The following is a 26,324-nucleotide window of genomic DNA, read 5'->3' on the forward strand; positions in this document are numbered from 1 at the left end:
GAGAAATGATAAGGAATGATAAATTCTTTGCAACAATCTATGAATCATATCATGGGCCCTGTATAATGAAGGAAGCAGACGATTCATGGTGGTCATGAATCATCATGGGGAGGATTTTATGCAGCTTTCATGGCTTCATTCTAAAAAAGCAAAAATCATCATATGGACTGTTATCCTTGTTTTCCTGCTTTGCGGCATTTACGCCTATACCCACCGCAGCCGGGTAAGCATAGGGAAAACATCGGCCCATCCGCTGGTGAAGGTGGAGAAGATGGAGAAAAAAGACATGATGAAACGGGTGGTACTGTCCGGAGAGACAGTGCCCCGGGAATCGGTGGATATTTCTCCCAAGTATGCAGGACGGCTGGAAAAGGTGTATGTGGATCTGGGGGACAAGGTGACAAAAGGGGATATCCTTGTTTCCCAGGACACGAAGGACATCAGCTTTTCCATTGCCCAGAATCGGGCTGGCAGCCAGGAGGCTGCGGCAGATGCGGTGGAAAGCAGGGCTTCCTATGATGCAGGTACCCTGAAAGCCCAGAGTGATTATGATAATGCCCTTTCCACTTTTAACCGCTATGACACCCTGTTCCAGGAAGGCGCCGTTTCCAGACAGGAGCGGGATGACAAGTACCAGGCCATGATGGAAGCCAAAGCGGCCCTTCAGAACCTGACCGGTCAGGATGTGGAGGGCGTGCCGGCAGTGATTGCAAGCAAAGAAGCGGCAGCAGAAAAGGCGGCTTATACTGTAGATTCCCTGGAAAGTCAGAAGGGGGATATGACCATGTATGCCCCTGTGTCCGGTACCATCGGCTATCGGGATGCGGAAGCAGGCGAGTGGGCGTCGGCAGGCCAGAAGCTTTTAACCATTGTGGATAACAGCGCCCTGTACCTGGACTGCGCCGTGGCGGAACAGGACATCGGGGTTCTTCGGGAAGGCATGGACATGGATGTTTCCATCGATTCCCTGGGAGAGAAGGTAAAGGGAAGAATCATTTATATCAGCCCGGACCTGGATGCCTCTACCCATTCCTACAGGGTCCGTATCCTTCTTGACGGTGAAGGGAAAAATCTTCGGGGCGGCATGTTTGGCCGAAGCACTGTGATGGCTCTGGAAAGGAAGAATGCCCTGTACCTGCCCAAGGAAGGGGTGCTTGAAAATAATGGAAAGAAGTGGGCCTTCCTGATTGACAGCAGCCATAAGGTGAAAAAGGTGGAGGTCACCACCGGCCTTTATAATGATGACTCCATTGAAATCCTTACAGGAATTTCGGAAGGAGACCGGGCTGCAGTCACCAATATTTCCAAACTGAAGGACGGCATGACGGTGGATGTGGAGGGAACGGTATGAATCGGTTGAATATGACCCGCTACGCCGTCACACATCCTGTGGGCATCATCATGATCGTCCTCTTCTTCGTGACCCTAGGGCTTTACAGCTACTATCGCATCGGTGTGGAACTGTATCCGAAAATCAATACGCCCTATGTGGTAGTCAGCGTTACCTATGACGGCGCCGATGCGGAATCGGTGGAGCAGCAGGTGACCAAGCCCGTGGAGGATGCTCTGTCTTCGGTGTCCGATGTGAAGCATATTACTTCCAAGTCCAGGACCGGAAAGTCCCAGGTTACCCTGGAGCTTAATTTTGATGCCGATGTGGATGCAGCGGCGGTGGACGCTTCCCAGAAGGTGAATGCTATCAGGAAAAGCCTTCCTGATGACGCCGATGACCCGGTGGTGGAAAAGAGGGATATGGATGCAGCGCCTATCCTGGACCTGGCCCTGGTTTCGCCCCATCCTCTGGATGAAATGTATTCGCTGGCAGACAATACGCTGACCAACGATTTCACCAAGGCCGACGGTGTGTCGGATGTGGAACTTTCCGGCGGCAGAGACCCCGAAATTGCGGTCAAGATAGACAGGGACAAACTGTCCTACTACGGGATTTCCATGAATGACATCATTTCGGCTCTGAAACGAGAAAACAAGCTGGCTCCCGCCGGCTCCTCCTACACGGATCGCCGGCAGACCCAGATCCGGCTGAATGCGCAGTACCATTCGGTGGAGGATATCAAGAAAATCTATGTCACCGCCCAGGGCGGCGGCGCCATACCCATTACCGCCCTGGGAGACGTGGTGCGGGAAGATAAAAAGGTGTCCCGCTATGCCCGGATCAATGGCCAGGACGCCGTGGGCATATCCATTTACAAGAACAGCAATGCCAACCTGGTTTCCACGTCCGACGCTGTCATGACAGTGCTGGAGCAGCTGAGAAAAGAGTATCCGGACTATCAGTTCATTGTCGTCAACGATTCTGCTGCTTACGTGCGGACAGCCCTCCATAATACCCTGGGCACCCTGGTGGAAGGCCTTTTCACCACAGGCCTGGTACTCTTTCTCTTCCTTCGGGGCTGGCGTTCCGCAGCGGCCGTCATGATTGCTATTCCTACCTCCCTGATTGCCTCCTTTTTTGCCATGTACCTGGCTGGCTTTACCTTCAACATGATGTCTCTCATGGGTATGACCCTCTGTATCGGCATCCTGGTAGACGATTCCATTGTGGTGCTGGAAAATATCCACCGCCATCTGGCCAGAGGGGAAAGTCCCAAAGAGGCGGCAGTGAAGGGCCGTATGGAAATCGGTATGGCGGCGATTGCCATTACTATCTGCGATGTGGTGGTGTACCTGCCCATCGCCTTCATGACCAGCATGACCGGCCAGTTCTTCCGCCAGTTCGGACTGACCATCGTTTTTGCATCGCTCTTTTCCCTTTTCATTTCTTTTACCCTCACACCTATGCTGGCCTCCCGATTCTTCCAAAAAGGCCTTCACGTACCGGACAGAAAGCTCTGGCGGGCGATGGACCAGATAGAAGAAGGAATGCAGGATTTCTACGAAGAGGCGCTCCACTGGAGCTTTCATCATAAAAAGAAACTCTTCGCCGGCACAGCCCTGGCGCTGGCCCTCTTTACGGCCATGGTGCCTCTGGGCATCATCGGCAGGGAGTACATGCCCCGCACTGATGAAAGCGGTTTCAATGTGCAGATCAAGCTTCCCACCGATGCCAGCATTGAGCGCACAGATGCGGTGACCACCCAGCTGGAGGACTATTTGTCCCGGGTGCCGGAAGCCAAGTACTACATGGCCATGGTGGGCGGCGGTAACGGTGTCAATTCCGGCCGTATCCGGGTGTCTCTCATGGACAGGCAGGACCGGAGCCGCTCTATCTGGGACATTACCGATGAAATGAGAAACTGGATTTCCCAAAACATCCATGACGGCGATGTGAGAATCAAGGAAGACCAGGCCTCTGTGTCCGGCACCTCCGGCGGAGGGCTGGGCCAGGGCGGCGGCGCTTTCCGCCTGGAACTCCGGGGCAACAACATGCAGGATCTGATTCTTGCTTCTGAAAAGGTCCAGGATATGCTGAAGCAGGGGGACTATGGCATTACCGATGTGAGCTCCACCTATCAGGAAGGACTGCCGGAGCTCTCCATCGTTCCGGACAGGGAGAAGCTGAAATACTATGGCGTCACCGTGGGAAACCTCTATGATACCCTGTCATCCGCCATCAGCGGCAGCGGCGGCGGCGTCCTTCCAAACGACGTGAAAAACAGCGGCAATGATACGGATATCAATGTATATTTCAGGGGCGGTGAATCCTATAAGAAATCGGATCTCGCAGTGATTCCCATTGAAACATCCAAAGGCCTGGTCCATATTTCCGATGTGGCGCAGATCAAAGATGAAGAAGGGCCCATTACCATTAACCGCACCGATAAACAGCGGTCCATCATCATCGGTGGAAATCCCGGCAGCCGCCCGCTGAGCCAGGTCATTGAAGAAGTGACCCAAGACCTTAAAGACGCCGGACTGCCGGAGACTGTGAGCTTCCGATTCTCCGGACAGGCGGACAGCATGAATGAAAGTTTCACAGAACTCCTGGCGGCCCTTCTCATGGGCATGGTGCTGGTGTACATGGTCCTGTCTGTGCTCTACGAATCGGCCAAGACTTCCTTCATCCGCATGTTTTCCCTGCCCTTCGGACTTATTGGCTCTCTCTTCTTCCTCTTCCTCATGAATGATTCTCTGAATATTTACTCCATGATCGGCATCATCGTCATGGACGGCGTGGTGGCCAAAAACGGTACCCTCCTTCTGGACTACACTTTGACCCTCATGCATACCAGGGGCATGAATCCGAAGGACGCGGTGCTGGAAGCGGGCAGGACCAGGCTTCGTCCTATCCTTATGACCACCTTTACCATGATTGTAGGCATGCTGCCTACGGCCCTGGCAGTGACGGCAGGCTCCGAAACAAGAAGCTCCATGGCCTGGGTGATCATCGGCGGTCTTCTAACCTCCACCATTTTTACGCTCCTTGTGATGCCCATGATTTTCCTTTTCTTCGAAAATCACTCGTTCCTTCATTTCCTGAAAAAAGAGGAAGGAAGAATCGGCGCTGCAGCCAGGAAGTAACAGGCTTTGGACTTTACAGAATCTATATAGAATCTTTTCTATTTATATGGTACAATAAAAGAATCAGAATCTTTGTGTTAGAAATCAGGTGAACTATGCATATTTTTATGACCAATGATGACGGCTTCGAGTCTCCCGGACTGATTGAAATGGCAAAAAAACTCTCCCGCCTGGGCCGGGTCACCGTCATTGCTCCCAATCGGGGAAGAAGCTCCTGTTCCTCCTCCCTGTCCCTCCAGACCTATCTGCGTATGTGGCACAAGGAAAGCTATGGAGAAAATATTTCCGTCCTTTCCTGCAACGGCACCACGGCAGACTGCTGCAAGCTGGCCCTGGAACACTGGCTCCGGAATGACATGCCGGATCTGGTGGTATCCGGCATCAACAACGGTTACAACAGCGGCACCGACTGCCTTTACAGCGGTACCGTAGCCGGCGCCCTGGAAGGAGCGGTATTCGGCATTCCTTCCATCGCCCTTTCTGCAGAAACCATCAAGGACAAGGATTTTCTGGATAAAGCCTCCACCTTTGCCTTTGACATCGTAAGGAAATATTTCGTCCAGGAAAAATACAGGGGCACCTTAAGCCTCAATATCCCTAAAGAGGGAAAGGAACTTTGCCTGGAAAATCTGAAGGTGGTGAAACTTGGCGTGCAGCGCTATGAAAATGCCATCCGCGAAATGAAGGATCCCTCCGGTCATTTGGGATTCTGGCTTTCCGGGAAAATGCTGCCCGATGCAGCGCCGGACACCGACGTTTTCTGGATTCACCGCGGCTATCCTACCCTGACGCCCCTGACCTGGAACATGACGGACCGGGACGCTTTGGAAAAAGTGAGAGATTCCATCCAATAAAAAAGCATAAAAAAAAACAGCCCGAGGGCTGTTTTTTTATGCTTTTTTTCATGGGGAAAAGGAAATCTTACCTTTCCCTGCGTCCCCCCTCGATGAGTGCAGTTGGGATTCTTCCCCGTGGGGCGGGGAAATCGCCGAATGAATCCAGTTCCTCTGCCACCTAGAGGGAAGCGTCGGAATGCTTTTCATGCCATATGATACAGCAAGGTCATCCCGTAACGCTGACTTTATACTTATCGCCCGAAGGGCGATACCACCACCTTCAGCGCCGCAGGCGCTGTCGCCCCTGAGCGCTAGCGAACATAACCCTTCTATACGACCCGCGGCGTCAGCCGCGCCCCCCCTTTTTTTTTACTTGCGGCGAAGCCGCCACCACAACCCTCGGCCCGAAGGGCCGTCAAACTTAAGAACCTTAAGAACCTTCGGGGCGAAGCCCCGTCAACCTTCACACCGCAGGTGTGTCCAAAGGCGAAAAAATCAGTTTTCCAAAAGCTTTGCAAGGCAGGGCTCCACCTGCACTCCTTCCCGGTAATCGCTGCCGTCTTTATAAGTGTATTCGATGGCATAGGAAAGGAAGAAAGCCGCTTTCTTCACTGCGTCGGAAAGACTTTTCCCCTGAAGAAGGGAACCGGTCACCACGCTGGTGAAAAGATCGCCGGTGCCGCAGGTGGCAAAGGGGATGCGTTTCACCTTGTAATCGGAGTAGGTGCCTTCCTTGGCATCAAAGCAGGCAATGCGGATGGTGCCTTTATCCGATGGCACGCTGGTAATCACCACCTGTTTGGGACCCCGGGCAGTAAGGTCATGGGCGATGGAAAGAAGGGCATCTGTGGTAACCGGCTTGTCATCATAGGGGCGGTCTGTGAGAAGGCAGGCTTCCGTATAGTTCGGTGTCACCACGGTGGCGGCGCTGATGAGTTTTTTCATTTCCTTCACAATGTCCGGAGTAAAAACGGGGTAAAGCTTTCCGTCATCTGCCATGGCCGGGTCCACCACCACCAGGGTATCCTTTCCGGCAAAACGGGAAATGGCGTCGAGCACTATGCCGATCTGGCCTGCGTCTGCCAGAAAACCGCTGTAAATGGCATCATAAGAGTAGCCAAGCTTCTGCCATTGATCCATAAATTCCTTCATATGAGGAGTGAAATCAGAAAAAGTGAAATCACCGTAGGTCAGATTATTGCTGAAAATAGCAGTGGGGAAGGGATTCACCTGAAACCCCATGGCGGAAATCACCGGCAGCGCTGCGGTGAGTGAACAACGCCCGAAGGCGCATAAATCATGAATAGCGAGTACGCGTTTTGTAGACATAAGTACCTCCTGCTGTATAGAATAATTCTATTTTACAATGGCCTTGGTACTACGTAAACGACCAATTTCTAAAAGAAATATATGACCAGATTGCCCGCTGACCGCTGTCGGCTGACCGCTGTCGGCTGACCGCTATCGGCTGACCGCTATCGGCTATCGGCTATCGGCTGTCGGCTGTCCGCTGTCCGCTGTCCGCTATCGGCTATCGGCTGTCCGCTGTCCGCTGACTGCTGTCCGTTGTCCGTTGTCCGCTCCCATTCCCCAATCCCAGTCCCGGGCCCGATCCCGATCCCATTCTCGATCCCGATCCCAATCCCGAATCCCGACTCCCCATTCCCCAATATCCCCTTGACAGGGGACCCCAGGGGGGTGTAGTATGGTGGACGTTAGGGATACAGAAATTTTGACTTCTAAAAAATATAAATTCAGCAAGGAGAACGAAATGGAACACTGCGAATGCCGACACACCATGCGAACGGAAAAGGAAAGAAAAGTACTGATGACCCGCCTGAAAACGGTGGAGGGCCAGATCCGGGGCATTGAAAAAATGGTGGAAAGCGACGCCTACTGCCCGGATATTGTGATGCAGGTGTCTGCGGTGACCAATGCGCTGAACAGTTTCAACAAGATTCTCCTGGCTGCCCATATCCGCGGATGCGTCACAGAAGACATCCGGGAAGGAAAGGAAGACAAAATGGATGAACTCTGCAGCATGCTGCAGAAAGTGATGAAATAGGATTTTCCTTTGTCTTTATCCTTAACAGAAAGATGGTGATTTTATGAGTGAAAATAAATGCCAGTACATGGTGACCGGCATGACCTGCGCTGCCTGCCAGGCTCACGTGGAAAAAGCGGTGAGCCGGGTGCCGGGAGTAGACAAAGTGACAGTGTCTCTTTTGACCAATTCCATGTCCGTAGAAGGGAAGGCTTCTGCCAGCGATGTGGTGGAGGCGGTGGAAAAGGCAGGCTATGGTGCCAAACCCATGGATGCTTCCTCTGCCGGTATGTCCCGGCTGGAAGCGGAAAAGGAAGCTCTGGAGGACCATGAAACGCCGAAGCTCAAAAGACGGCTTCTCATTTCTATCCTGTTCCTCATGGTCCTCATGTACTTCACCATGGGACACAAGATGCTGGATCTGCCGGTGCCCTTCTTTTTGAATCATAACTATCTGGGCCTTGCCCTGACGGAAATGATTCTGGCCTTTATTGTTATGGCAGTGAACCATGCCTTCTTCGATTCCGGCTTTAAGTCCCTTTTCCACAGGAGTCCCAATATGGATACCCTGGTGGCTCTGGGGGCTTCCGTATCCTTCGGCTGGTCCCTTTATGTATTTTATAAAATGACCTGGCTCATAACTCAGGGCTCGTCTAGTATGGACATCATGCCCCTCTATCATGACCAGCTTTATTTCGAATCGGCTGCCCTGATTCCTGCCCTCATTACAGTGGGAAAACTCTTGGAGTCCATTTCCAAAGGACGCACCACCGATGCGCTGAAGGGGCTCATGAAGATAGCCCCGAAAACGGCCCTGGTGGAAAGGGAGGGGAAGGAATCCCTCATTCCTGTAGAAGAAGTGCGGTTAGGAGACATATTCATAGTGAAACCGGGCGATTCAGTGCCGGTGGATGGCGAAATCCTGGAAGGGGAAACGGCGGTGGATGAGTCCGCCTTAACCGGGGAATCGGTGCCGGTGGACAAGACGCCCGGAGACCGGGTGAGCGCCGCCACCATGAATACCAATGGCTATATCCGGGCCCGGGCCCTCCGGGTCGGAGAAGATACTACCTTTGCCCAGATTATCCGCATGGTCAGCGATGCAGCTGCCACCAAGGCGCCCATTGCCCGCATCGCCGACAAGGTATCGGCAGTCTTTGTGCCGGCAGTGATTCTCATTGCCCTTCTGGTATTCATCCTGTGGATCCTGCTGGGGGCTCCCGTTTCCAGGGCCCTGGAATACGCCATCTGCGTCCTTGTCATTTCCTGTCCCTGTGCCCTGGGCCTGGCAACGCCGGTGGCCATTATGGTGGGCAATGGCATGGGTGCTAAAAACGGCATCCTCTTCAAAACCAGCGAAGCCCTGGAAAATGCAGGAAAAATCGATATAGCCGTCATGGATAAAACCGGTACCATTACAGAAGGAAAACCCAGGGTGACCGATATGGTTCCGGCAGAAGGGGTTTCGGAAAAAGAACTTCTGGAAAAAGCTTACGCCCTGGAAGTGAAATCGGAACATCCCCTGGCTCTGGCAGTGGTGGATTATGGAAATGAGAAAGCGGTGAAAGCCCTTCCCCTCACTGATTTCAAAATCCTGTCGGGCCACGGGCTGGAGGGAAACCTGGGAGGAAAGAAACTCCACGGCGGTTCTGCTTCCTATATTTCCACCTTCACCTCCATCAAAGATCTCAAGGATCGGGCGGAAGCACTTGCAGAAGAAGGGAAGACGCCTCTCTTCTTTGAAGAAGAAGGGAAACTTCTGGGACTCATGGCCGTGGCTGATGTGATTAAGGAAGACTCGCCCCGGGCTATCCAGGAGCTTAAGGATATGGGCATCCAGGTGGTCATGCTGACCGGCGACAATGAAAAGACGGCTGCCGCCATGGCTCGGAAGGCCGGCGTGGACCATGTGATTGCCGGCGTCCTTCCCGATGGAAAGGAAGCGGTCATCAGAAAGCTCCAGGCCTATGGGAAAGTGGCCATGGTGGGTGACGGTATTAATGATGCCCCGGCACTGGTGAAGGCAGATACAGGCATTGCCATCGGTGCCGGCACTGATGTGGCCATTGACTCCGCCGACATAGTACTCATGAATTCCCGTCTCTCCGATGTGTCCGCCGCAGTGCGGCTTTCCCGGGAGACTTTGAAAAATATTCATGAAAACCTTTTCTGGGCTTTCGCCTACAACGTGCTCCTCATCCCCATGGCTGCCGGCCTGTATCCCGGCATCCGCATGAACCCCATGTGGGGCGCCGCCGCCATGTCCCTTTCCAGTTTCACTGTCTGCATGAACGCTCTAAGGCTCAATCTCTTCAACGTCCGCAGCTCTTCCCGGGACAAAAAGAAAAAGATGGCGGCCCTGCCGGACTGGGATACTATTTCCGGCAAGCCCTCCTCTGAAGAAAAGCCAGAAGCGGCGGGAGGAAAGGCAGTGGTGCTGGTAGAAGGCATGATGTGTGAAAACTGCGAAAACCACGTGAAGAAAGCGCTGGAATCGCTTCCTTTCATTACCGGTGCCCGGGCAGACCACAAAACAGGCCGCGTGTCCATTACATACAGCACACAACCCGACGAGGCAGCCCTGAAACAGGTGCTGGCCAAGGCGGATTATGAATATAAAGGCATTTTATTTCCAAAGGAGGAAACAAACATGAAAGAAACAGTTAAAATCGAAGGTATGATGTGCAATCACTGCGAAATGACAGTGAAGAAAGCCCTGGAAGCCCTGGACGGTGTAGAAAAGGCCGATGTATCCCATACCAAAGGCACCGCTGTTCTTACTCTGGATAAGGCAGTAGCTGATGGAGATATTAAGAAAGCCATCGAAGACAAGGATTACACCTTTAAAGGCATTGAAAAATAAGGAATCAAAAAGCCGTGAAACGGGAAACCGCTTCACGGCTTTTATGTTGTAGAAATCAAAAAACCAGCCTGCAGGCTGGTTTTTATGGTGCCGGAGGCGGGACTTGAACCCGCACGATGTTGCCATCGCCAGATTTTGAGTCTGGTGCGTCTGCCATTCCGCCACTCCGGCATATCGGTAATTATTTTATCATACAGACTGACCTATCGTCAATGAAAAAATGGGGGGAAGCACGTAACGCAGGCTCCTTTCTTGGAAAGGAGCCTGCGAAGCGGTGAGAATAGCCTCTATAAAAACTGCGGCGAAGCTGCCACCGCTGCCCTCGGGCCTGCAGGACCCGTCAAACCTAAGAACCCTTGGGCCCTGGGCCCATTCATCTTAAGAATCTTTTTCCACAACCCTTTTCCACAACCCTTTTACACAACCCGCGGCGCAGGCCGCACCCCTTCGCGCCCAAAGGGCGCTGAACCCTTTTGAATCCCTTGTCCCCCTGTGTTATGATGGATGTATCCTTTTCAAAGGAGATGAGAGTGTGAATATAAAGCTGGTGCTGCTGGGGCTTCTGGCCTTGTTCAGCCTGTATCGTTTGTATGAACATAATGATTTCATGACTCTCTGTGCCACGGTGATCGTGGTGGCGGCCTTTGTGCTGTCTGCCATTCACCTGTGGCGGAGACGACAGTAGGAATGCGCTGCTTTTATGAAATGGATGAGCGTTTTCCCATAAGAAAAGCCTGACTGGCTTTAATAGAGGAGGGATTCTTTTGGATTGCAGAGATGCAGCTGAAAAAGAAAGGGACACAGTGATTTCACTGCGCCGCCATTTTCATGAAAATCCTGAGCTTTCACAGAAAGAGTTCAGGACCATGGATTTTATTGAAAAGTTTCTTCATGAATTAGGAATTGAAACAGTACGGGTGCCTCATGGCGGGGTATTCGGATTTATTGACAGCGGCAGGCCGGGCTGGACGGTGCTCATGCGGGCAGACATTGATGCCCTTCCTATTAAGGAAGATCCGGTGAACCTGTCTAAGGAAAGGGTGTGCATTTCCCAAAACGATGGCGTCATGCATGCCTGCGGCCACGACGGACATATGGCCATGCTGCTGACAGAGGCCAAAATCCTTTCTCTCCATAAAAAGGAGTGGGAAGGAAAGGTGGTTCTTATGTTTGAGGAAGCTGAGGAAATGGGAGAAAGAGGAATTGCTCCCATGCTCCGTTACCTCAGGGACCATCATATCCATGTGGATACCTGCTTTGGCACCCATGTGAAATGGGATCTGCCGGCAGGAAAGGTAGGCATCCTTTACGGCACTGCCATGGCAGGGGCCTATTTCTTCCGCATCAAGCTTCATGGAAAAAGCGGCCACGGTTCCCGCCCCGATATGGCGGTGAGCCCCATCGAATGCTTTGTTTCCATTGCCTCGGAGCTTAGAGCCTACCGCATGCGGGTCACGGCGCCGACGGACAGCTTCACCTATTCTTTCGGCTCCGTGGAAGCCGGTCATGAACCGAATATTATTCCTGAAGAGCTCATGTTTGCCGGCACAGCCCGCTGCACGAAAAACGAAGACGGCCTGGCTTTCCGCAAGACCCTTCTGGAGGTCACGAAGAATACCGCCGCCCTTCACGGCTGCACGGTGGAAGTGGTGGAGGACCAGTACTTTCCGGTGACCGTCAATACGAAGGAATGCGTGGACCTGGCAAGAAAGGCAGTGGTGGATCAGCTGGGCGAAGGGGCCCTGGACAGAAATTGCCCCATGTGGATGGCTACGGAAACCTTCTCCATTACCGAATCTACCTGGCCGGGGGTATTCTTCTTCACCGGCATTTATGACAAAGATGTGGGAAGCGGCAGCCCCCATCATACACCGAAATTTGATATAGCCGAAAATGGTCTGGTTACCGGTGTGGCAGCAGCCCTGTCCTATGTGACAGCGGTGCTGAAAGAAAAGCCGGCCTGCCCCTCCTTCCATGCAGTGGATCTGGAAAGCATGCTGAAGCTCACAGAATGATCTGAAAAAAGGCTTTGGAGAAATGGGAATCCTTTCTCCAAAGCCTTTTTTGGCGTCACTGAAGTTTCCTATCCGGTATGGTTCCTATGGAAATCATCTCTGTCTATGTGGAATAGACAGCATAAAAGGACTATAATATAAACAGGAGATAAAGTAAGGAAGCATTCATGAAATCTATTTCTTTTTTCATGAAAGAGGCGATAGGTATGCTTCCATCAGCATTGCTTTTTATTGGCAGTATTCTTTTTATAGGCGCCGGTATTTTCTGTATTGCGGAGCCGGCGGAGTCCCTTCTGGCGGTGGGATATTATATCGGATTTGTCCTTGTCCTTGGCGGGGTATGCCAGATTCTCCGCTGGATGAAAACGGAGGGCGCCAGCCGTTCTCTCTGGCATCTTCTCATGGCAGTCCTTGATACGGCCTTCGGCCTGTGGATGATGATTTCCCTGGCTTTTGCCGTGGTGGCCTTCATGCTGCCTCTTCTCTTTGCCCTCTACATTCTTCTCCGCGGTATTTTCATGATGATCCTGCGTTCCAGAAAACAGGCATCTTTGAGAAATCCTAAGCTTTATATGGTGGCAGCGGTGGTGCAGATTCTTCTGGGGCTGCTTCTGGTATTTCGTCCTGACGCAGCGGGACTCCTCTTCATGTACTTGGTAGGGGCGGCCCTCATCTGGAGTGGCATCAGCACTTTCCTTACCTGGAGGAAACAGGACGGTATGGATGAATGAAAAAAGGCTCTGAAAAATGAGAAACATTTTTCAGAGCTTTTTTTGTGTGGAATGACAGCATTTCCAAAGGTTCATCCTTGTATATGATGCAGGGAATGAGCTGTTCTGCCGCCGACCCTTGCAGTATCCATGCTTTATATCTCCGGCCGAAGCGCTGACCTCCGGGAGGGGTCAGCCATTCCTGAGAGAGCCCATAAAACTTCGGGAAGTATATCCCTGCACAGGAGGAACAATGTGGAGCAATAAAAAACTGCGCCGTAAAGGGCACAGTTTCTTTTGAAAGGGCTCAGGCCTTTTCTTCCATCTTTTCCTTGTAAGCTTCCTTTGCTTCTTCCTTGGCAGCTTCTGCTTTTTCTTTTGCTTCAGCAGCTTTAGCCTTGGCAATGGCAGCGTTTACGTTTGCGTTCAGACGGGATTTCTTACGAGCGGCTGCATTCTTATGAATGACGCCCTTCTGGGCAGCACTATCAATGATGCTTACAGCGGCGCGAAAAGCTTCTTCTTTATTGTCAGAGTTAGCAGCAGCTACAGCTTTTTTCATAGCGCCGTGAATCTGGGATTTAACAGCAGCGTTGGCAGCTCTTTTAGCAGCGTCCTGTCTCATGCTTTTCATGTTGGCTTTAATCTGTGGCAATGTATTTCACCTCCCGTCTGCATTATTCATACCATGCCATTCTATCATATTTTGACTGCCATGGCAAGGAAACTTTCAAAGAAATATAAAGACCTGCTTTTACGGCTCATTTCCCATGATTTTATCTTTCATTTGAATAAGATCATGGGCTTTTGTACAATAAAGAGGAAAGGAAAAGAAGTGCTGATTCATCCATAGGGGCTGTGTTGATTCCTGGATTCCAGGGAGGAAATCAAAGCCGTGGGCCCTGAAATCGGTGCTTTACAGTCGGATGTAGCGGTTTCACGAAAGGAGAAGCCCATGTATGTAGGTGTAGACTTAGTAAAGATAGACCGGTGGGAACGGATACTGGAGAAGTTCCCCGCCCGGGCGGAGAAGATTTTCACAGCAGAGGAAATAGCCCACTGCGAGAAGAAGGGAAAGAAGCGGGCCGAGTCCTATGCGGCTCTCTGGGGAGCCAGGGAGGCGGCAGGGAAGGCGCTGGGCATCGGTATTTTCGGCTCTGCCTGGCAGGATGCCTTTGTGACCTGGGCGAAATGGGGAGCGCCGGTGCTTCATCTGCAGGGCACTTTCCAGAAAAGGGCCGAGCAGCTTGGCATCACGGACATGTCCATTTCCATTTCCCATGAAGAACATATGGCCATTGCAGTGGTTGTAATGGCAGGAGGCAGGAATGATACTGACAAAGACTGAAGAGTCAAGGCTTCTGGATTCCATGGCCATGAAGGAGTATGGGATTCCGGAAATGGTGCTTATGGAGAATGCAGGATCTTCGGTGGTCCGTCTGACAGAGAAATATGTGGACTGGGACGGCGCCTTTACGGTGATTCTCTGCGGCACAGGAAATAATGGAGGCGACGGGTTCGTAGCAGCCCGCTACGCAGCAGGCCGGGGAGCCAGGGTGCTGGTGCTCCTGATGGGGAATGAGGCCCATATGAGCGAATCCTCGAAACAGTACAGGCATATTATAGATAAAATGGGAATCCCGGTGATTCCTATTTCCAGGGCTGAAGAAGGGGCTCCCTATATCCATGATGCCGATATCCTGGTGGATGCGCTCATAGGCACCGGCCTTTCCAGCGAGGTGAAAGGGGAAAAGGCGCTTCTGATTACTTTGATGAACGAGGCTCAGGGCATTATCATTTCCGTAGATGTGCCAAGCGGCATGCTGACCGATACCGGCAAGGCTGCCGGGGTGGTGGTGGATGCAGACTATACGGTGGCACTGGGATCTGTGAAACGGGGCCATGTGCTGTATCCCGGCTCTTCCTACACCGGCACCCTGCTCTATTCGCCCATTGGCATTCCCGATGAGGCACGCATGGATTTCCCTGTCCATCTGACAGAAAAGGAAGATGTGTTCAATATCCTTCCCGTGAGAAATCGGGTGTCCCATAAAGGGAAGAATGGTTTCATCGGTATTTTTGCCGGCTCCTATGGTATGGAGGGAGCGGCCCTTCTCTCAGGCCAGGGGGCTCTCTATGCCGGCGGCGGCAAGGTGGCGGTGGTGACGGCTGCCGATGCCCATCCTGCGCTGGCTGGCAGGATTCCGGAGCTCATGGTTTCTTCTCTTGGGGAAGGACCCTTCTTTACAGAAGCGGACAGCGAAGAAGCGCTGGAAAAGGCGAAGGCCTACGATGTCATAGCCCTGGGGCCCGGCCTTGGCAGAGAGAAGGAAACGGGAAAGTTTGTGAAGCGTCTCATCACTTCTTTTGATAAGACCATGGTCATTGATGCGGATGCCCTTTTTGCAGTCAAGGAAGAGAACATTGCCCTGGATACATGTCCCGGGCGGCTCATCCTCACGCCCCATGTAGGGGAATTTTCCCATCTCACCGGACTTTCGCCCAAAGAAATCGAGGACGGCCGGATTGACGAAGCCATCCGGTTTGCCGTGGAGAACCATGTGGTGCTGGTGCTGAAGGGGGCGCCTACGGTGACTGCCATGCCCGACGGCTCGGCCTATGTAAATACCACCGGCAATCCGGGCATGGCCACCGGCGGCATGGGAGATACCCTGACCGGTATCATTGCCGCCCTGGCAGGACAGGGCATGAATGCGTCCGGCGCCGCCCTGGCAGGGGTATACCTTCATGGGCTGGCAGGAGATATGGCGGCAGAAAAGACACCGGTAGGCTACCGGGCCGGTGATCTGGCAGAATGGATTCCATTGGCCCGGGCAGAAGTGATGAAAATGGGGAGATAACCATGCATATATTTCAAAAACTGATGAAATTTCTGGCAGTGTTTCTTTTGTCACTGTCATTAACCGCTGCTTTTTCCGCCTGCGGCAGCAGTGCGTCCTCTTCGGCCAGTCCGGCGAAGGCCTCTGCTGCCGCCAAAGGAGGACAGCTTACTGTGCGCATGCTGGACATAGGCCAGGGAGATGCCTTCCTTCTGGAAAAGGATGGGAAGTTTGTCATGATTGATACCGGGGACATTGAACACCGGGACCAGATTGTGGCGCTCCTTCATAAATACAAGGTCAAGGAAATTTCCAAAATCATTATTACCCATCCCCATGCAGACCATCTGGGCGGCATGAATGCCATCTTCAAAAATTTCAAGGTGGATGCCATTTACGACGACGGCATGCCTGCGGCCACCGGCTCCTACAAGAACTACCTGAAGCAGATCAAGGCGAATAAGATTCCCTACCATGTGCTGAAGGCAGGGGACGAGGTGGATTTCTTTGACGGTGTCAGATACAACGTGCTGGGGCCTGTGAAGGTCATTAAAGACCAGAAGGGAAATTCCGATTTCAATAATAATTCCGTAGTGGGCCGTCTGACCTATGGGAAATTCTCCATGATGTTCACCGGCGATGCGGAAAAAGAGGAAGAAAAGACCATTCTTGACAAGGGAGGCACCCTGAAGAGCGATGTGCTGAAGGTGGGCCACCATGGCAGCCGCACCAGTACGTCTCCTGCTTTCCTGAAAGCCGTTTCTCCGAAAGATGCTTTCATTTCCTGTGGCCAGGGCAATGATTACGGCCATCCCCACAAAGTGACCCTGGACAAACTGGAAAAAGCGAAAGTCCATGTATACCGCACCGACAGGAACGGCACGGTCACATTGACCACTGACGGCAGCAGTTATCATATTGAAAAGGAGCGGGCATGATGAAAAAGGAAGCCATTGTAGACCGCATCGAAGGGAAAAAGGCGGTACTGATAACAGACGACGAGGAAACGGTGATTCTTCCGGCGGCCTGGCTGCCCCATGTTCATGAAGGCATGGCGGTGGACATGGATTTCACAGAAAATCCTGAAAGAGAGAAGGCGTCCATGGAAGAAGCGGAAGACCTTCTGGCGGAAATCAAAAGGATGAACGGGGAAGAATAAAATGGGGGAGCGCTGATGGCGCTCCCTTTTCCCTATATGATATGATAGATGGAAAGCCCTTGGGGAAAGCGCTGACCATATCATGGCTCGCTTTTATATAAGCAGACTCTATGAATGAATCGGTGCTTCTCGAAGATGGCAATGATTGAAATGCAGGAGGCATTTATGGCACAGACTAAGAGAGAACTAGTAAAGGCAGCTCTTGACTGCAAACCGGTAGACAGAGTACCGGTCGGTTTCTGGCATCATTTTCTGGCAGATCAGAGACACGCAGACGCACTGGCCCATCACTCCGCCTGGGTGGACAACCTGGCGGGACATGATACCTTTTACAAATCCTGGAAACCGGACTTTGTGAAAATTATGACTGACGGATTTTTCCTCTATCCCCACGAGCAGCTTCATGACCTGAAGTCCATCAGGGATGCGGAAAACATCAAACCTTTGGGCAGGGATTCGGAGTGGATTCAGAAACAGGTAGAACTCTGCGGTATCCTCACAGAAAGATACGGTAAAGAAGTGATGGTATTCTACAACCTCTTTGCCCCCACCCGGTGCATTGAATTCCAGCAGACCGGGAGCGATGCGAAGACCGTGATTACCCGCTTCATGAAAGAAGACCCGGAGGCGTTGAAGGAAGTCATGGCAGTGCTTACGGAAGACATTGCCACCCTGGCCAAAGCCGTTATTGCCGATGGTCATGCCGACGGGATTTACCTGTCAGTACAGAACATTCCCCATCCCGATATGACTTATGAGAAATACAGGGGATTCATTACTCCTTCAGAAATCGCCGTGCTGGAAGCAGCCAACTCGGTGTCTGACTATAACCTGCTCCACATCTGCGGCTACATGGGCTGCCACAACGACCTGACCTGGTACAGGGACTATCCCTTCAAGGCCGTGAACTGGGCCGTGGCTTTCGAAGGAGTGCCTCTGGAAAAGGGAGAGGAAATCTTCAATCACCGCTGCGTCATCGGCGGTTTTGACAACAACCCGGAAGGCGTCCTCTATTCCGGCACCAGGGAAGAAGTTGAAAAAGAAACGGTGCACATCCTGGAAAAAGCAGGCACCAGAGGCGTCATTCTGGGCGCCGACTGCACCGTGCCCAAGGACATCGATCCCGAAAGATTCAACTGGGTCAGAGACGCCGCTGCCGCTTTCGGCGTAAAATAGGAACATATATAATAGATAATAAAAAAAGCCTAAAAGGGGCTGTGAAGAAATGATTTACATTTTTTCACGGTCCTTTTTTCGTGGAGAAAAGGGGGAACTCTAACGATCCCTGCGCCACCTATCTATGAGAGCCGGCAGGAAGCTTCCCACCGGATTTGCGGTTCGCTTTGCATTGCTTCGCTCGGGGGCCGCCGATTGGCGGTCAGGACCGCGATGGAGCATCCTATCGGTGCTCTGCCCCGTACACCCTTTCCCGCTTCGCGGGACTTCCCCTCAAGGGGAAACGAGAAAATAGGTGGCACTGGATATTGTGTCACATATGACACAGACAGCCAATCCCGTAACGCTGACTTCATACTTATCGCCCTGCGGGCGATACCACCACCCTCGGCCTGAAAGGCCGTCAAACTTAAGAACCCTCCGGCCGTCAGGCCGGTCAATCCTAAGAACCTTCACACCGAAGGTGTGTCCACGGGCGAAGCCCCGTCAACCCTCACACCGAAGGTGTGTCCCTCTAAGCAGCAGCTTCCTTTACGTTTCTTTTACAAACTAAATCAAAGCTATACTTTTTTGCCTCTTTGTTTTTTACATCCCTGCTTTACACTTAAAACATCGAAAACAAAAACAAACATCATTCGTTTCAAGGGAGGATTTATAATGAATCTTAAAAAGTGGATGGCTCTGGCTCTTTCTTCGGCAGCATTGGTTGCAGCAGCAGGCTGTGGCGGAAACTCCGCTCCGGCTAAAAGCGGCGCCGCTTCCGGCAGCAAGGTTTCCGGACAGGTAACTGTTTCCGGTTCATCCGCACTTCTTCCGCTGGCTAAAGATGCAGCTGCCAAGTTCAAAACAAAGAATCCGGATGTATCTATCACACTGAATGCAGGCGGCTCCGGCACCGGTTTGAAACAGGTGGCTGAAGGCTCTGTAAACATCGGCAACTCTGATGTACCGGCAGAAAAGAAGCTCCCCGCTGACAAGGCAAAGGGACTGGTAGACCACAAGGTCTGCACCATGACCGTAGCGACCATTGTGAATAAGGACATTGCAGACAAGGTGAAGAGCCTTACTTCCCAGCAGCTGCAGGATGTATTCACTGCGAAAGTGACCAACTGGAAAGATGTAGGCGGCCCTGATGAACCAATCGTTCTCGTAACAAGACCTACCACTTCCGGCACCCGTGCTCTTTTCACAGAACTGGCACTGGCAGGACAGGAAGAAGCATCCAATAAATCTCTTGAAACCGATGATAGCGGCACACTGATCCAGAGCGTAGCTCAGACAAAGGGTGCTATCGGCTATGTAGCTCTTCCTTACCTGGTAAACAACAAAGACGTAGCAGCCATTGCTATTGACGGCGTAGAACCGAGTCTGGAAAACACCTACAACGGCAAGTATAAAGTCTGGGGCTATGAACACATGTACACCAAAGGTGAAGCCACCGGTGCTGTGAAAGCTTATCTGGACTATGTTCTCTCTGATGAATACGGCGTAGAAATCGAAAAACAGGGCTACGGCGTATCCTCCAAAATGAAGACAAAATAATTTGAGTTTAAAAGCGTAATACGAAATAGCTGCGGGAAAAGCGGCCGCGTGAATATGCGGCTGCCTTTCCCGTCTTTCAAAAGGAGAACCATTCATGGACGGTAATATGCGCCAGCAGCATATGTTCAGGCGAGAAATTCTGGGGAAGAGCGTATCCACTATATGCGGTTTTTTCCTCATTATTCTCACCGTTGCCATTGGCTGCTTTCTGCTCGCCAAAGGCATGCTTACATTCACTGATTTTCACCACAGCATAGGGGAATTCCTCTTTTCCTCCGCCTGGAAGCCATCTGATACCGATGCAGGCGGCGGACAGGTAGGGGCAGCCATCTTCATCTGGGGCTCCATCCTTACCTGCTTTCTGGCTCTGTTCATTGCCATTCCCTTCAGCCTTTCCACCGCTGTATTCATGACCCAGATTTCCCCGAGACTGGGTGAAAAACTGATTCGTCCCGCTGTGGAAATATTCGTCGGCATTCCCTCCGTTGTTTACGGCTGGGTTGGGCTGGTGGTGCTGGTGCCATTCCTGCAGAAACTGTTCAAACTGCCTCACGGGCAGTCAGTGCTGGCAGCAGCCATCGTCCTTTCTGTCATGATTTATCCAACCATTACCTCCGTTTCTGCTGATGCCATCCGCAGCGTGAATAAGAAATATATTGAAGGGGCCTATGGACTTGGTTCCACCCGCTGGCAGATGATTTACAAAGTGCTCCTGCCGGCAGCCCTGCCGGGTATCCTGACAGCCATTGTGCTGGGGCTGGCCCGTGCCTTCGGTGAAGCCCTGGCGGTGTCCATGGTTATCGGCAAGATGAAATCTTTCCCCAAAAGCATTCTGGATCCCACCAACAGCCTTACCGCAGCCATCGCTTCCGATATGGGCGGTGCCATGGACGGCGGCGAACTGAATGCAGCCCTGTGGACCATGGCTCTTCTCCTCTTCCTTATTTCCCTTCTCTTTATCCTGATGATTCACCTCATTGCAGCTAGAAAGGAGTCCCTGGCATGAGTACACAGCCGGCAGAGCCGATGAACGGAAAAATGTCTGATCTCCGTTTCATTGACGGAGGACTCAAAAGAGCCCGTTTTGCTGATAAAACAGCGACCTTCTTCTTTTATTTCATTTCCGCAGCCTTTGTGTTCCTGCTCATCGCTTTTACCCTGTATGTGGTATGGGGCGGAATCAAAGCTTTTAAACCGGAAGTCTTTTCCTTTGGACCCCAGGGCATTGGCAATCAGTTCTTCAATACGGTATACCTGGTGGTTCTTTCCCTTCTGATTTCAGTTCCCGTTGGCGTGATGGCCGGTGTTTACATGGCGGAATATGCCACTCCCGGCAAGGTGACCAATACGCTTCGCATTGCCATTGAAACCCTGTCTTCCCTGCCTTCCATTGTAGTCGGCCTCTTCGGATACCTGGTATTCATCATCATGGTGCACAGCCAGTGGAATCTGTTCTCCGGCGCCCTGGCCGTTTCTGTTCTGTCCCTGCCTCTCATTACGTCCACCACCTATGATGCATTCAAGGCCCTCCCGGAAGGGTATAAAGAAGGCAGTCTGGCTCTGGGGGCTACCCATTTTGAAACCATCTGGCACGTCATGCTTCCTGCTACGGTGGGACCTATTGTGACCGGCGTCATCCTGGCTGCGGGGAGAGGATTCGGCGAAGCAGCCGCCCTCCTGTACACGGCCGGTATGAGTACCGATATTAACTGGAATGTGTGGGATGTGACTTCTCCCACCTGCCCATTGAACCCCTTCCGTCCCGGCGAAACCTTGTCCCTTCAGGTGTGGGCTGCCCGCACCGAAGGCCTTGGCTCCGGCGCCATGGACACAGCAGCAGCGGCTTCTGCCGTACTTATGATTATGGTATTAGCATTCAGTATCGGAGCCAGAATGGTGAGCCGGTATATTTCCAGAAAAACTGAAGGAGAAAATTCATGATGACAAATAACAATTCTATGGCTGTCCAGGCTCCTGCCAGTGCAGCGTCCCTGTCCGTTTATTCCAATATCATTTTTGACTGCAAAGGCCTTGATCTTTACTACGGCGCTTTCCAGGCATTAAAGAAAATTTCCATGCGCATTGAAAGAAACCAGATTACCGCCCTCATCGGACCTTCCGGCTGCGGCAAATCCACATTCCTCAGGACTCTGAACCGCATGAATGATCTGGTTCCCGGATGCCGCGTAGAAGGCCAGGTCCTTCTTTCCGGCGTAGATATCTACAAGGAAATCGATCCCATTGTACTGCGCCGCCATGTAGGCATGGTTTTCCAGCAGCCGAACCCCTTCCCCAAGAGCATTTATGATAATGTAGCCTATGGTCCCCGTCTGAAAGGCATTACCAGGAAGAGCGACCTGGACGAAATCGTGGAAAGAAGCCTTCGCCAGGCAGCCATCTGGGATGAACTGAAGGATCGTCTCCATAAGTCTGCCTTAGGTCTTTCCGGCGGCCAGCAGCAGCGTCTCTGCATTGCCCGGGCTCTGGCAGTAGAACCGGAAGTACTCCTCATGGACGAAGCCACCTCCGCCCTGGACCCCATTTCCACCGCCCATATCGAAGAACTGGCTGTGAAGCTGAAGGAAGATTACACAGTGGTCATGGTTACCCATAACATGCAGCAGGCCCAGCGTATCGCTGATAAAACCGCTTTCTTCTACCTTGGCGAAATGGTGGAATACGGAGATACGAAGCAGATTTTCGAAAATCCGAAGGAAGAAAGAACCATTCGTTACGTCTCCGGCAATTTCGGTTGATGTGGTAAAATAAATATGATGAAATTCATGAAATGGACAGGGGACTGTCCATTTCATAGTCTTTGGTAAAATAAAACCGGCATGGCGGCCCTGGAAGGCCTCTGCCGGCTTTGACTGTTTTCAAGGAAACTGATTCAATCAGTCAGCCTGATTTCATCAGCGCTTTTTAAAAGGAGAACTGACATGCCGCTTATTTACTGTGTAGAAGATGATGAAAGCATTCGCGAACTGGTAAGCTATGCCCTTCGGGGACAGGGATATAAAGTGGGAGGCTTCGGAGAAGCAGCCGAATTTTATGAAGCGCTGCAGAAGAATATTCCGGACCTGGTGCTTCTTGATATTATGCTTCCCGGCGAGGACGGCCTTACCATTTTGAAAAAAATCCGGGCCTCCGGCAAACTGCAGAACATTCCGGTTATCATGATGACCGCCAAAACCAGTGAATTCGATATCGTAAAGGGCCTGGACCTGGGGGCTGACGATTACGTGACCAAGCCCTTCGGCATTATGGAGCTTCTTTCCCGTATCCGCTCTGTGCTCCGCCGCACCAGAAAGCCCCAGGAGGCAGGGAAAAAACTCCTTTCATTCGACGGCATCGTGGTGGATCAGGAACAGCACAGCGTCACTTCCGGCGGCAGGGAAGTACAGCTTACATTAAAAGAATTTGACTTATTATGTTATTTGTTATTAAATAAGGGCATCGTTCTTTCCAGAGACCAGATCATGCAGGCCGTCTGGGATTCACCCTTTGAAATGGAAAGCAGAACCATTGATATGCATATCATGAGTCTGCGCCAGAAACTGGGAAATGAAGGCGCCTGCATCCGTACTGTCAGAGGGGTGGGATACCGCCTGGGTGACAGAAAATCATAAACAGGAGCGTTTATATATATGAAAGTTCGGATTTATAGAAGTCTTCTTCTCATGGGCATTGTGTCCGTGATTACCACCTTTATCCTGTCCGCCATTCTTTACTACCAGGGCATGCAGGAACAGTTCAGCCATGAACTGCAGCACCTGAACAGTGTCATGGCCGGTGCCGTTTCCACCGATGATGAAGAGGGAAGCCGGGCATACCTCAGTCGTATTTATGATGACAACCATAAGGCCATCCATATCGTATGGCTTGACAGGGATGGTACAGTTCTCTATGACAGCGATAACAAAGATGAAGACTATAAAAACGGCCCGGAAGTGAAGGAAGCCATGGCAGAAGGGAAGGGAGCTGCTGTTCATAAAGATTCCAACGACAACCCCAAGAGCTACTATGCCCAGAAAGCCCCCGACGGCTCCATCCTGCGCCTTTCCAGCGCCCGTACTGTTTCCTATATAGGATTTTCCGCCTACCTGCCGGAAATCATTCTCTTTCTTGTGGTATTTGCAGTAGGCTGTCTCTTTGCGGCGGAAAGGGAAACAGAAAAAATCCTGAAACCCTTCCACCTTCTGGGAGACCTGATACAGAAAATTATGGAAGGACAGAAGGTGGACGACGTGCCATCAGACTATAAGGAACTGAACCCCCTCATCCGGAAGGTAGAGGAACAGCATGATGAAATCCAGAACTACATGGATGACATTGAAGAGGAACGGAATACCATCCGTACCGTGGTAGATACCATTTCCGACGGCATCATCCTTTTGAACGAGCATAAGGAAATCGTAGACTACAACCGGAAAATCGAAGAAATCTTCCACCTCACCGAAGACAAAAGATATCGCCGCATTGCCAGCCTTTACCATGATGAAGACTGGCTTCGGGTCATCGGGAAAGCCTATCGCACCGACGGCAGGCAGGAATATACCATGAGCCTTTTCAACAATCCCTATCGGATGGTGATGAACAAAATAGAACTTGCTGACGGAGAAACGGGCCTTCTTATCGTGCTCCGCGATATGACCGCCTCCTATATGGCAGAAAAAATGAGACGGGAATTTTCTGCCAACGTGTCCCATGAACTGAAAACACCGCTCACCTCCATCAGCGGCTTTGCAGAAATGATTGCCAACGGCATGTACCAGAAACCGGACGATGTGAAACTCTTCGGCAGCCGCATTGTCAATGAATCCCAGCGCATGCTCACCCTGATTGACACCATTATGCACCTGTCCCGCATTGAAGAAACAGAAACCACCATTACCTGGAAAACCGTTTCCTTAGACAGCCTCGTCCACTACGCCGCCGATCTCATCGAACCCCAGGCCAAAGCAAAGGGTGTTGCCCTCACCGTAGATGCAGAGCCCCTCTATACCTACGGCAACGCCGCCCTTCTTTCCGAACTGGTGATGAACCTTCTCGACAACGCGGTGAAATACAACAACGAAGGCGGCAGTGTCCATGCCCTCCTGAAACCGGAAGGGGAAGACAAACTGCGCCTCACCATTTCAGATACAGGCATCGGCATCCCCAAAGACAAGCAGGGAAGAGTGTTCGAGCGGTTCTACCGGGCGGAAGAAAGCAGAAACAAATCCACCGGCGGCAGCGGACTGGGCCTTGCCATCTGCAAGCACATTGTAGAAAAACATAAAGGCACCCTCTCCATGACCAGTGAAGAAGGAAAAGGCACCACCGTCACCGTCATCCTGCCCCGTATGAGCGATGCCGACGTATCCAAAGAAACCAAAGAAGCCCTCACCGCCCGGCAGGAAGCGGAAGACGCTGAATCCGGCCGTCTGGCCCAGCAGGAAGCGGAAGAAGACCAGGCTGCCAAGGCAGCGCTGGGAGAGGCAAAGGAAAACGGGAAGGAACCCAAGCATCTCCGCAAAGCGAAAAAACTGAAGAAGGACAAAAAGACCAAAAAGAAATCCAATGGTCATTCCCGCAATGCAGAATCGGCGAATAAGCCCGACGGAAAGGCAGGCAAGCCCGGCCGCAAAGCAGGAAGGAAAAAAGAAGTCAAGTAAATGCAGAAAAGGCTGTGAAAAATGGAAATCATTTCTTCACAGCTTTTTTCGTGGAGAAAACAGGGGACCTTAACCACCCTTGTGCTTCCCATCTATGAGAGCAAATAGGACGCTTTCGCCGGAGCGGAGGGGGACCGAGCTCCTATCACTTGCCGCCCTGAGAAAAAAGAGAAATATGGAGAAGCCCTTAGGGGGCCTCGAATTTTCCGAGAAGACCCTGCCACCCTCCGGTGCCTTCGGCGCCACCTCCTTTTCCGGAAAGGAGGCTCCGGCACTTCGTCATGGAGCACTTAAGACACAATAGCCGATTCCGTAACGTTCTTGCGTCTCCTTTAGGGGAAGAGGGCCACGAAGTGGCGAAGGGTGTGCAAGCGAACTGGATTCATAGGGGAGCCCCGCGACCCGCGAATCCAGTGAGACGCCATCTAGCAAAGTCGGTGTGGACGGTGGTAAGATAGTGCAAAATGTGTTCGCTGTGCATCGCTTCGATCGGGGGGCCGCCGATTGGCGGTCGGGAAAATGATAGAGTGTCATATCTCTGCTCAGCCCCGTACACCCTTTCCCCCTTCGCGGGACTTCCCCTCAAGGGGAAACGAGAAAATAGGTGGCACTGGATATTGTGTCACATATGACACAGACAGCTAATCCCGTAACGTTCTTGCGTCCCCTTTAGGGGAAGAGGGCCACGAAGTGGCGAAGGGGTGGACGGTGGTAAGAATGATTATGATACTCGATGTGGACGTGACCGCCGAAAGGCGGCATTATAATACTCATCGCCCGTAAGGGCGATACCACAACCCTCGGCCCGAAGGGCCGTCAAACTTAAGAACCTTCCGGCCGTCAGGCCGGTCAATCCTAAGAACCTTTTCCGCAAAGCCCTGTAAACTCTTTCCATCAGGGGCGCAGCATCCCTATTTACCCCGTGTCCCGCTTCCGATATAATAGAATTGTAAAGTAAACACTGATATATCTGTAAAAAAGGAGGACCATTATGAAAAAACTG

General features: G+C 51.9%; 22 protein-coding genes and 1 tRNA gene (1 of these 23 cut by a window edge). 20 read left to right on the forward strand and 3 right to left on the reverse strand.

The window, feature by feature from the left end:
• Positions 1–118: 118 nt before the first annotated feature.
• From NW747_RS06500 to surE, 3 genes are all read left to right on the forward strand, one after another.
• Entirely contained in the window at positions 119–1,351 is a 1,233-nt protein-coding gene (locus NW747_RS06500) for an efflux RND transporter periplasmic adaptor subunit (protein WP_273186087.1), read from the forward strand.
• The gene (locus NW747_RS06505; protein WP_273186089.1) at positions 1,348–4,479 is read left to right on the forward strand and encodes an efflux RND transporter permease subunit; all 3,132 of its coding nucleotides are present in this window, start codon (positions 1,348–1,350) and stop codon (positions 4,477–4,479) included. Before NW747_RS06500 ends, NW747_RS06505 begins: the two co-directional genes overlap by 4 nt.
• 95 nt (positions 4,480–4,574) lie before the next feature.
• A complete protein-coding gene (gene surE / locus NW747_RS06510; RefSeq protein WP_273186092.1) occupies positions 4,575–5,333 on the forward strand; it encodes a 5'/3'-nucleotidase SurE in 759 nt (252 codons plus the stop codon).
• Between the two features lie 477 nt (positions 5,334–5,810).
• On the opposite strand, the gene NW747_RS06515 is transcribed toward surE, so the two are convergent.
• On the reverse strand, positions 5,811–6,644 hold the full coding sequence (locus NW747_RS06515; protein ID WP_273186096.1) for a pyridoxamine kinase: 834 nt from the start codon (positions 6,642–6,644) through the stop codon (positions 5,811–5,813).
• 442 nt (positions 6,645–7,086) lie between these two features.
• Between NW747_RS06515 and NW747_RS06520 the strand changes: the two genes are divergently transcribed.
• On the forward strand, positions 7,087–7,380 hold the full coding sequence (locus tag NW747_RS06520) for a metal-sensing transcriptional repressor (protein WP_273186098.1): 294 nt from the start codon (positions 7,087–7,089) through the stop codon (positions 7,378–7,380).
• A 43-nt stretch (positions 7,381–7,423) separates the two neighbouring features.
• Positions 7,424–10,222 (forward strand): heavy metal translocating P-type ATPase, encoded by a 2,799-nt coding sequence (locus tag NW747_RS06525; RefSeq protein ID WP_273186101.1) that lies wholly within the window; start codon positions 7,424–7,426, stop codon positions 10,220–10,222.
• Between the two features lie 85 nt (positions 10,223–10,307).
• Here NW747_RS06525 and NW747_RS06530 read toward each other — a convergent pair.
• A tRNA-Leu gene (locus NW747_RS06530) sits at positions 10,308–10,393 on the reverse strand.
• A 361-nt stretch (positions 10,394–10,754) separates the two neighbouring features.
• On the opposite strand from NW747_RS06530, the gene NW747_RS06535 reads away from it, so the two are divergent.
• The 3 genes from NW747_RS06535 (at position 10,755) to NW747_RS06545 (ending at position 12,968) form a co-directional block, all read left to right on the forward strand.
• The gene (locus tag NW747_RS06535) at positions 10,755–10,907 is read left to right on the forward strand and encodes a hypothetical protein (protein ID WP_273097244.1); all 153 of its coding nucleotides are present in this window, start codon (positions 10,755–10,757) and stop codon (positions 10,905–10,907) included.
• A gap of 79 nt (positions 10,908–10,986) precedes the next feature.
• Positions 10,987–12,237 (forward strand): M20 metallopeptidase family protein, encoded by a 1,251-nt coding sequence (locus NW747_RS06540; protein ID WP_273186104.1) that lies wholly within the window; start codon positions 10,987–10,989, stop codon positions 12,235–12,237.
• Positions 12,238–12,404: 167 nt separating this feature from the next.
• Positions 12,405–12,968 (forward strand): HdeD family acid-resistance protein, encoded by a 564-nt coding sequence (locus tag NW747_RS06545; RefSeq protein ID WP_273186140.1) that lies wholly within the window; start codon positions 12,405–12,407, stop codon positions 12,966–12,968.
• Between the two features lie 286 nt (positions 12,969–13,254).
• On the opposite strand, the gene rpsT is transcribed toward NW747_RS06545, so the two are convergent.
• Positions 13,255–13,602: a 30S ribosomal protein S20 gene (gene rpsT / locus NW747_RS06550; RefSeq protein WP_008858629.1), complete on the reverse strand. Its 348-nt coding sequence runs from the start codon at positions 13,600–13,602 to the stop codon at positions 13,255–13,257.
• Positions 13,603–13,902: 300 nt separating this feature from the next.
• Here rpsT and acpS point away from each other — a divergent pair, with 300 nt between their 5' ends.
• From acpS to NW747_RS06610, 12 genes are all read left to right on the forward strand, one after another.
• Positions 13,903–14,295 (forward strand): holo-ACP synthase, encoded by a 393-nt coding sequence (gene acpS / locus NW747_RS06555; protein WP_273186142.1) that lies wholly within the window; start codon positions 13,903–13,905, stop codon positions 14,293–14,295.
• Entirely contained in the window at positions 14,276–15,808 is a 1,533-nt protein-coding gene (locus NW747_RS06560) for an NAD(P)H-hydrate dehydratase (RefSeq protein WP_273186145.1), read from the forward strand. Before acpS ends, NW747_RS06560 begins: the two co-directional genes overlap by 20 nt.
• Positions 15,809–15,810: 2 nt before the next feature.
• The gene (locus NW747_RS06565) at positions 15,811–16,725 is read left to right on the forward strand and encodes a ComEC/Rec2 family competence protein (protein WP_273186147.1); all 915 of its coding nucleotides are present in this window, start codon (positions 15,811–15,813) and stop codon (positions 16,723–16,725) included.
• Complete coding sequence (locus NW747_RS06570) at positions 16,722–16,946, forward strand: DUF3006 domain-containing protein (RefSeq protein WP_273186150.1); 225 nt, start codon at positions 16,722–16,724, stop codon at positions 16,944–16,946. The genes NW747_RS06565 and NW747_RS06570 overlap by 4 nt, the downstream gene beginning before the upstream one ends.
• Before the next feature lie 165 nt (positions 16,947–17,111).
• Positions 17,112–18,122, forward strand: a complete 1,011-nt coding sequence (locus NW747_RS06575) for a uroporphyrinogen decarboxylase family protein (RefSeq protein WP_273186153.1) — start codon at positions 17,112–17,114, stop codon at positions 18,120–18,122.
• Between the two features lie 657 nt (positions 18,123–18,779).
• A complete protein-coding gene (locus NW747_RS06580; RefSeq protein WP_273186155.1) occupies positions 18,780–19,664 on the forward strand; it encodes a phosphate ABC transporter substrate-binding protein in 885 nt (294 codons plus the stop codon).
• Positions 19,665–19,758: 94 nt separating this feature from the next.
• The gene (gene pstC / locus NW747_RS06585; protein WP_273186158.1) at positions 19,759–20,670 is read left to right on the forward strand and encodes a phosphate ABC transporter permease subunit PstC; all 912 of its coding nucleotides are present in this window, start codon (positions 19,759–19,761) and stop codon (positions 20,668–20,670) included.
• Entirely contained in the window at positions 20,667–21,605 is a 939-nt protein-coding gene (gene pstA, locus NW747_RS06590; protein ID WP_273186160.1) for a phosphate ABC transporter permease PstA, read from the forward strand. The genes pstC and pstA overlap by 4 nt, the downstream gene beginning before the upstream one ends.
• Positions 21,602–22,420, forward strand: a complete 819-nt coding sequence (pstB, locus tag NW747_RS06595) for a phosphate ABC transporter ATP-binding protein PstB (protein ID WP_008858638.1) — start codon at positions 21,602–21,604, stop codon at positions 22,418–22,420. The genes pstA and pstB overlap by 4 nt, the downstream gene beginning before the upstream one ends.
• Before the next feature lie 183 nt (positions 22,421–22,603).
• Positions 22,604–23,293 carry a response regulator transcription factor gene (locus NW747_RS06600; protein ID WP_273186163.1) on the forward strand — a complete coding sequence of 230 codons (690 nt, stop codon included), beginning with the start codon at positions 22,604–22,606 and terminating at the stop codon, positions 23,291–23,293.
• Between the two features lie 18 nt (positions 23,294–23,311).
• Complete coding sequence (locus tag NW747_RS06605) at positions 23,312–25,321, forward strand: sensor histidine kinase (RefSeq protein WP_273186165.1); 2,010 nt, start codon at positions 23,312–23,314, stop codon at positions 25,319–25,321.
• 991 nt (positions 25,322–26,312) lie between these two features.
• Positions 26,313–26,324, forward strand: partial view of a hypothetical protein gene (locus tag NW747_RS06610; protein WP_273186167.1) — the 5' portion only. It continues 561 nt past the right edge of the window; 12 of the gene's 573 nt are visible here — the first part of the coding sequence; its start codon is at positions 26,313–26,315; its stop codon lies beyond the right edge, outside the window.

It is taken from the genome of Dialister succinatiphilus, assembly GCF_928721695.1.
GTDB classification, from domain to species: Bacteria; Bacillota; Negativicutes; order Veillonellales; family Dialisteraceae; genus Dialister; species Dialister succinatiphilus.

Coding starts and splice junctions, on each gene's coding strand:
- NW747_RS06500 (WP_273186087.1), top strand. CDS start 119: ATGCAGCTTTCATGGCTTCATTCTAAAAAAGCAAAAATCATCATATGG.
- NW747_RS06505 (WP_273186089.1), top strand. CDS start 1,348: ATGAATCGGTTGAATATGACCCGCTACGCCGTCACACATCCTGTGGGC.
- surE (WP_273186092.1), top strand. CDS start 4,575: ATGCATATTTTTATGACCAATGATGACGGCTTCGAGTCTCCCGGACTG.
- NW747_RS06515 (WP_273186096.1), bottom strand. CDS start 6,644: ATGTCTACAAAACGCGTACTCGCTATTCATGATTTATGCGCCTTCGGG.
- NW747_RS06520 (WP_273186098.1), top strand. CDS start 7,087: ATGGAACACTGCGAATGCCGACACACCATGCGAACGGAAAAGGAAAGA.
- NW747_RS06525 (WP_273186101.1), top strand. CDS start 7,424: ATGAGTGAAAATAAATGCCAGTACATGGTGACCGGCATGACCTGCGCT.
- NW747_RS06545 (WP_273186140.1), top strand. CDS start 12,405: ATGAAATCTATTTCTTTTTTCATGAAAGAGGCGATAGGTATGCTTCCA.
- acpS (WP_273186142.1), top strand. CDS start 13,903: ATGTATGTAGGTGTAGACTTAGTAAAGATAGACCGGTGGGAACGGATA.
- NW747_RS06560 (WP_273186145.1), top strand. CDS start 14,276: ATGATACTGACAAAGACTGAAGAGTCAAGGCTTCTGGATTCCATGGCC.
- NW747_RS06565 (WP_273186147.1), top strand. CDS start 15,811: ATGCATATATTTCAAAAACTGATGAAATTTCTGGCAGTGTTTCTTTTG.
- NW747_RS06570 (WP_273186150.1), top strand. CDS start 16,722: ATGATGAAAAAGGAAGCCATTGTAGACCGCATCGAAGGGAAAAAGGCG.
- NW747_RS06575 (WP_273186153.1), top strand. CDS start 17,112: ATGGCACAGACTAAGAGAGAACTAGTAAAGGCAGCTCTTGACTGCAAA.
- NW747_RS06580 (WP_273186155.1), top strand. CDS start 18,780: ATGAATCTTAAAAAGTGGATGGCTCTGGCTCTTTCTTCGGCAGCATTG.
- pstC (WP_273186158.1), top strand. CDS start 19,759: ATGGACGGTAATATGCGCCAGCAGCATATGTTCAGGCGAGAAATTCTG.
- pstA (WP_273186160.1), top strand. CDS start 20,667: ATGAGTACACAGCCGGCAGAGCCGATGAACGGAAAAATGTCTGATCTC.
- pstB (WP_008858638.1), top strand. CDS start 21,602: ATGATGACAAATAACAATTCTATGGCTGTCCAGGCTCCTGCCAGTGCA.
- NW747_RS06600 (WP_273186163.1), top strand. CDS start 22,604: ATGCCGCTTATTTACTGTGTAGAAGATGATGAAAGCATTCGCGAACTG.
- NW747_RS06605 (WP_273186165.1), top strand. CDS start 23,312: ATGAAAGTTCGGATTTATAGAAGTCTTCTTCTCATGGGCATTGTGTCC.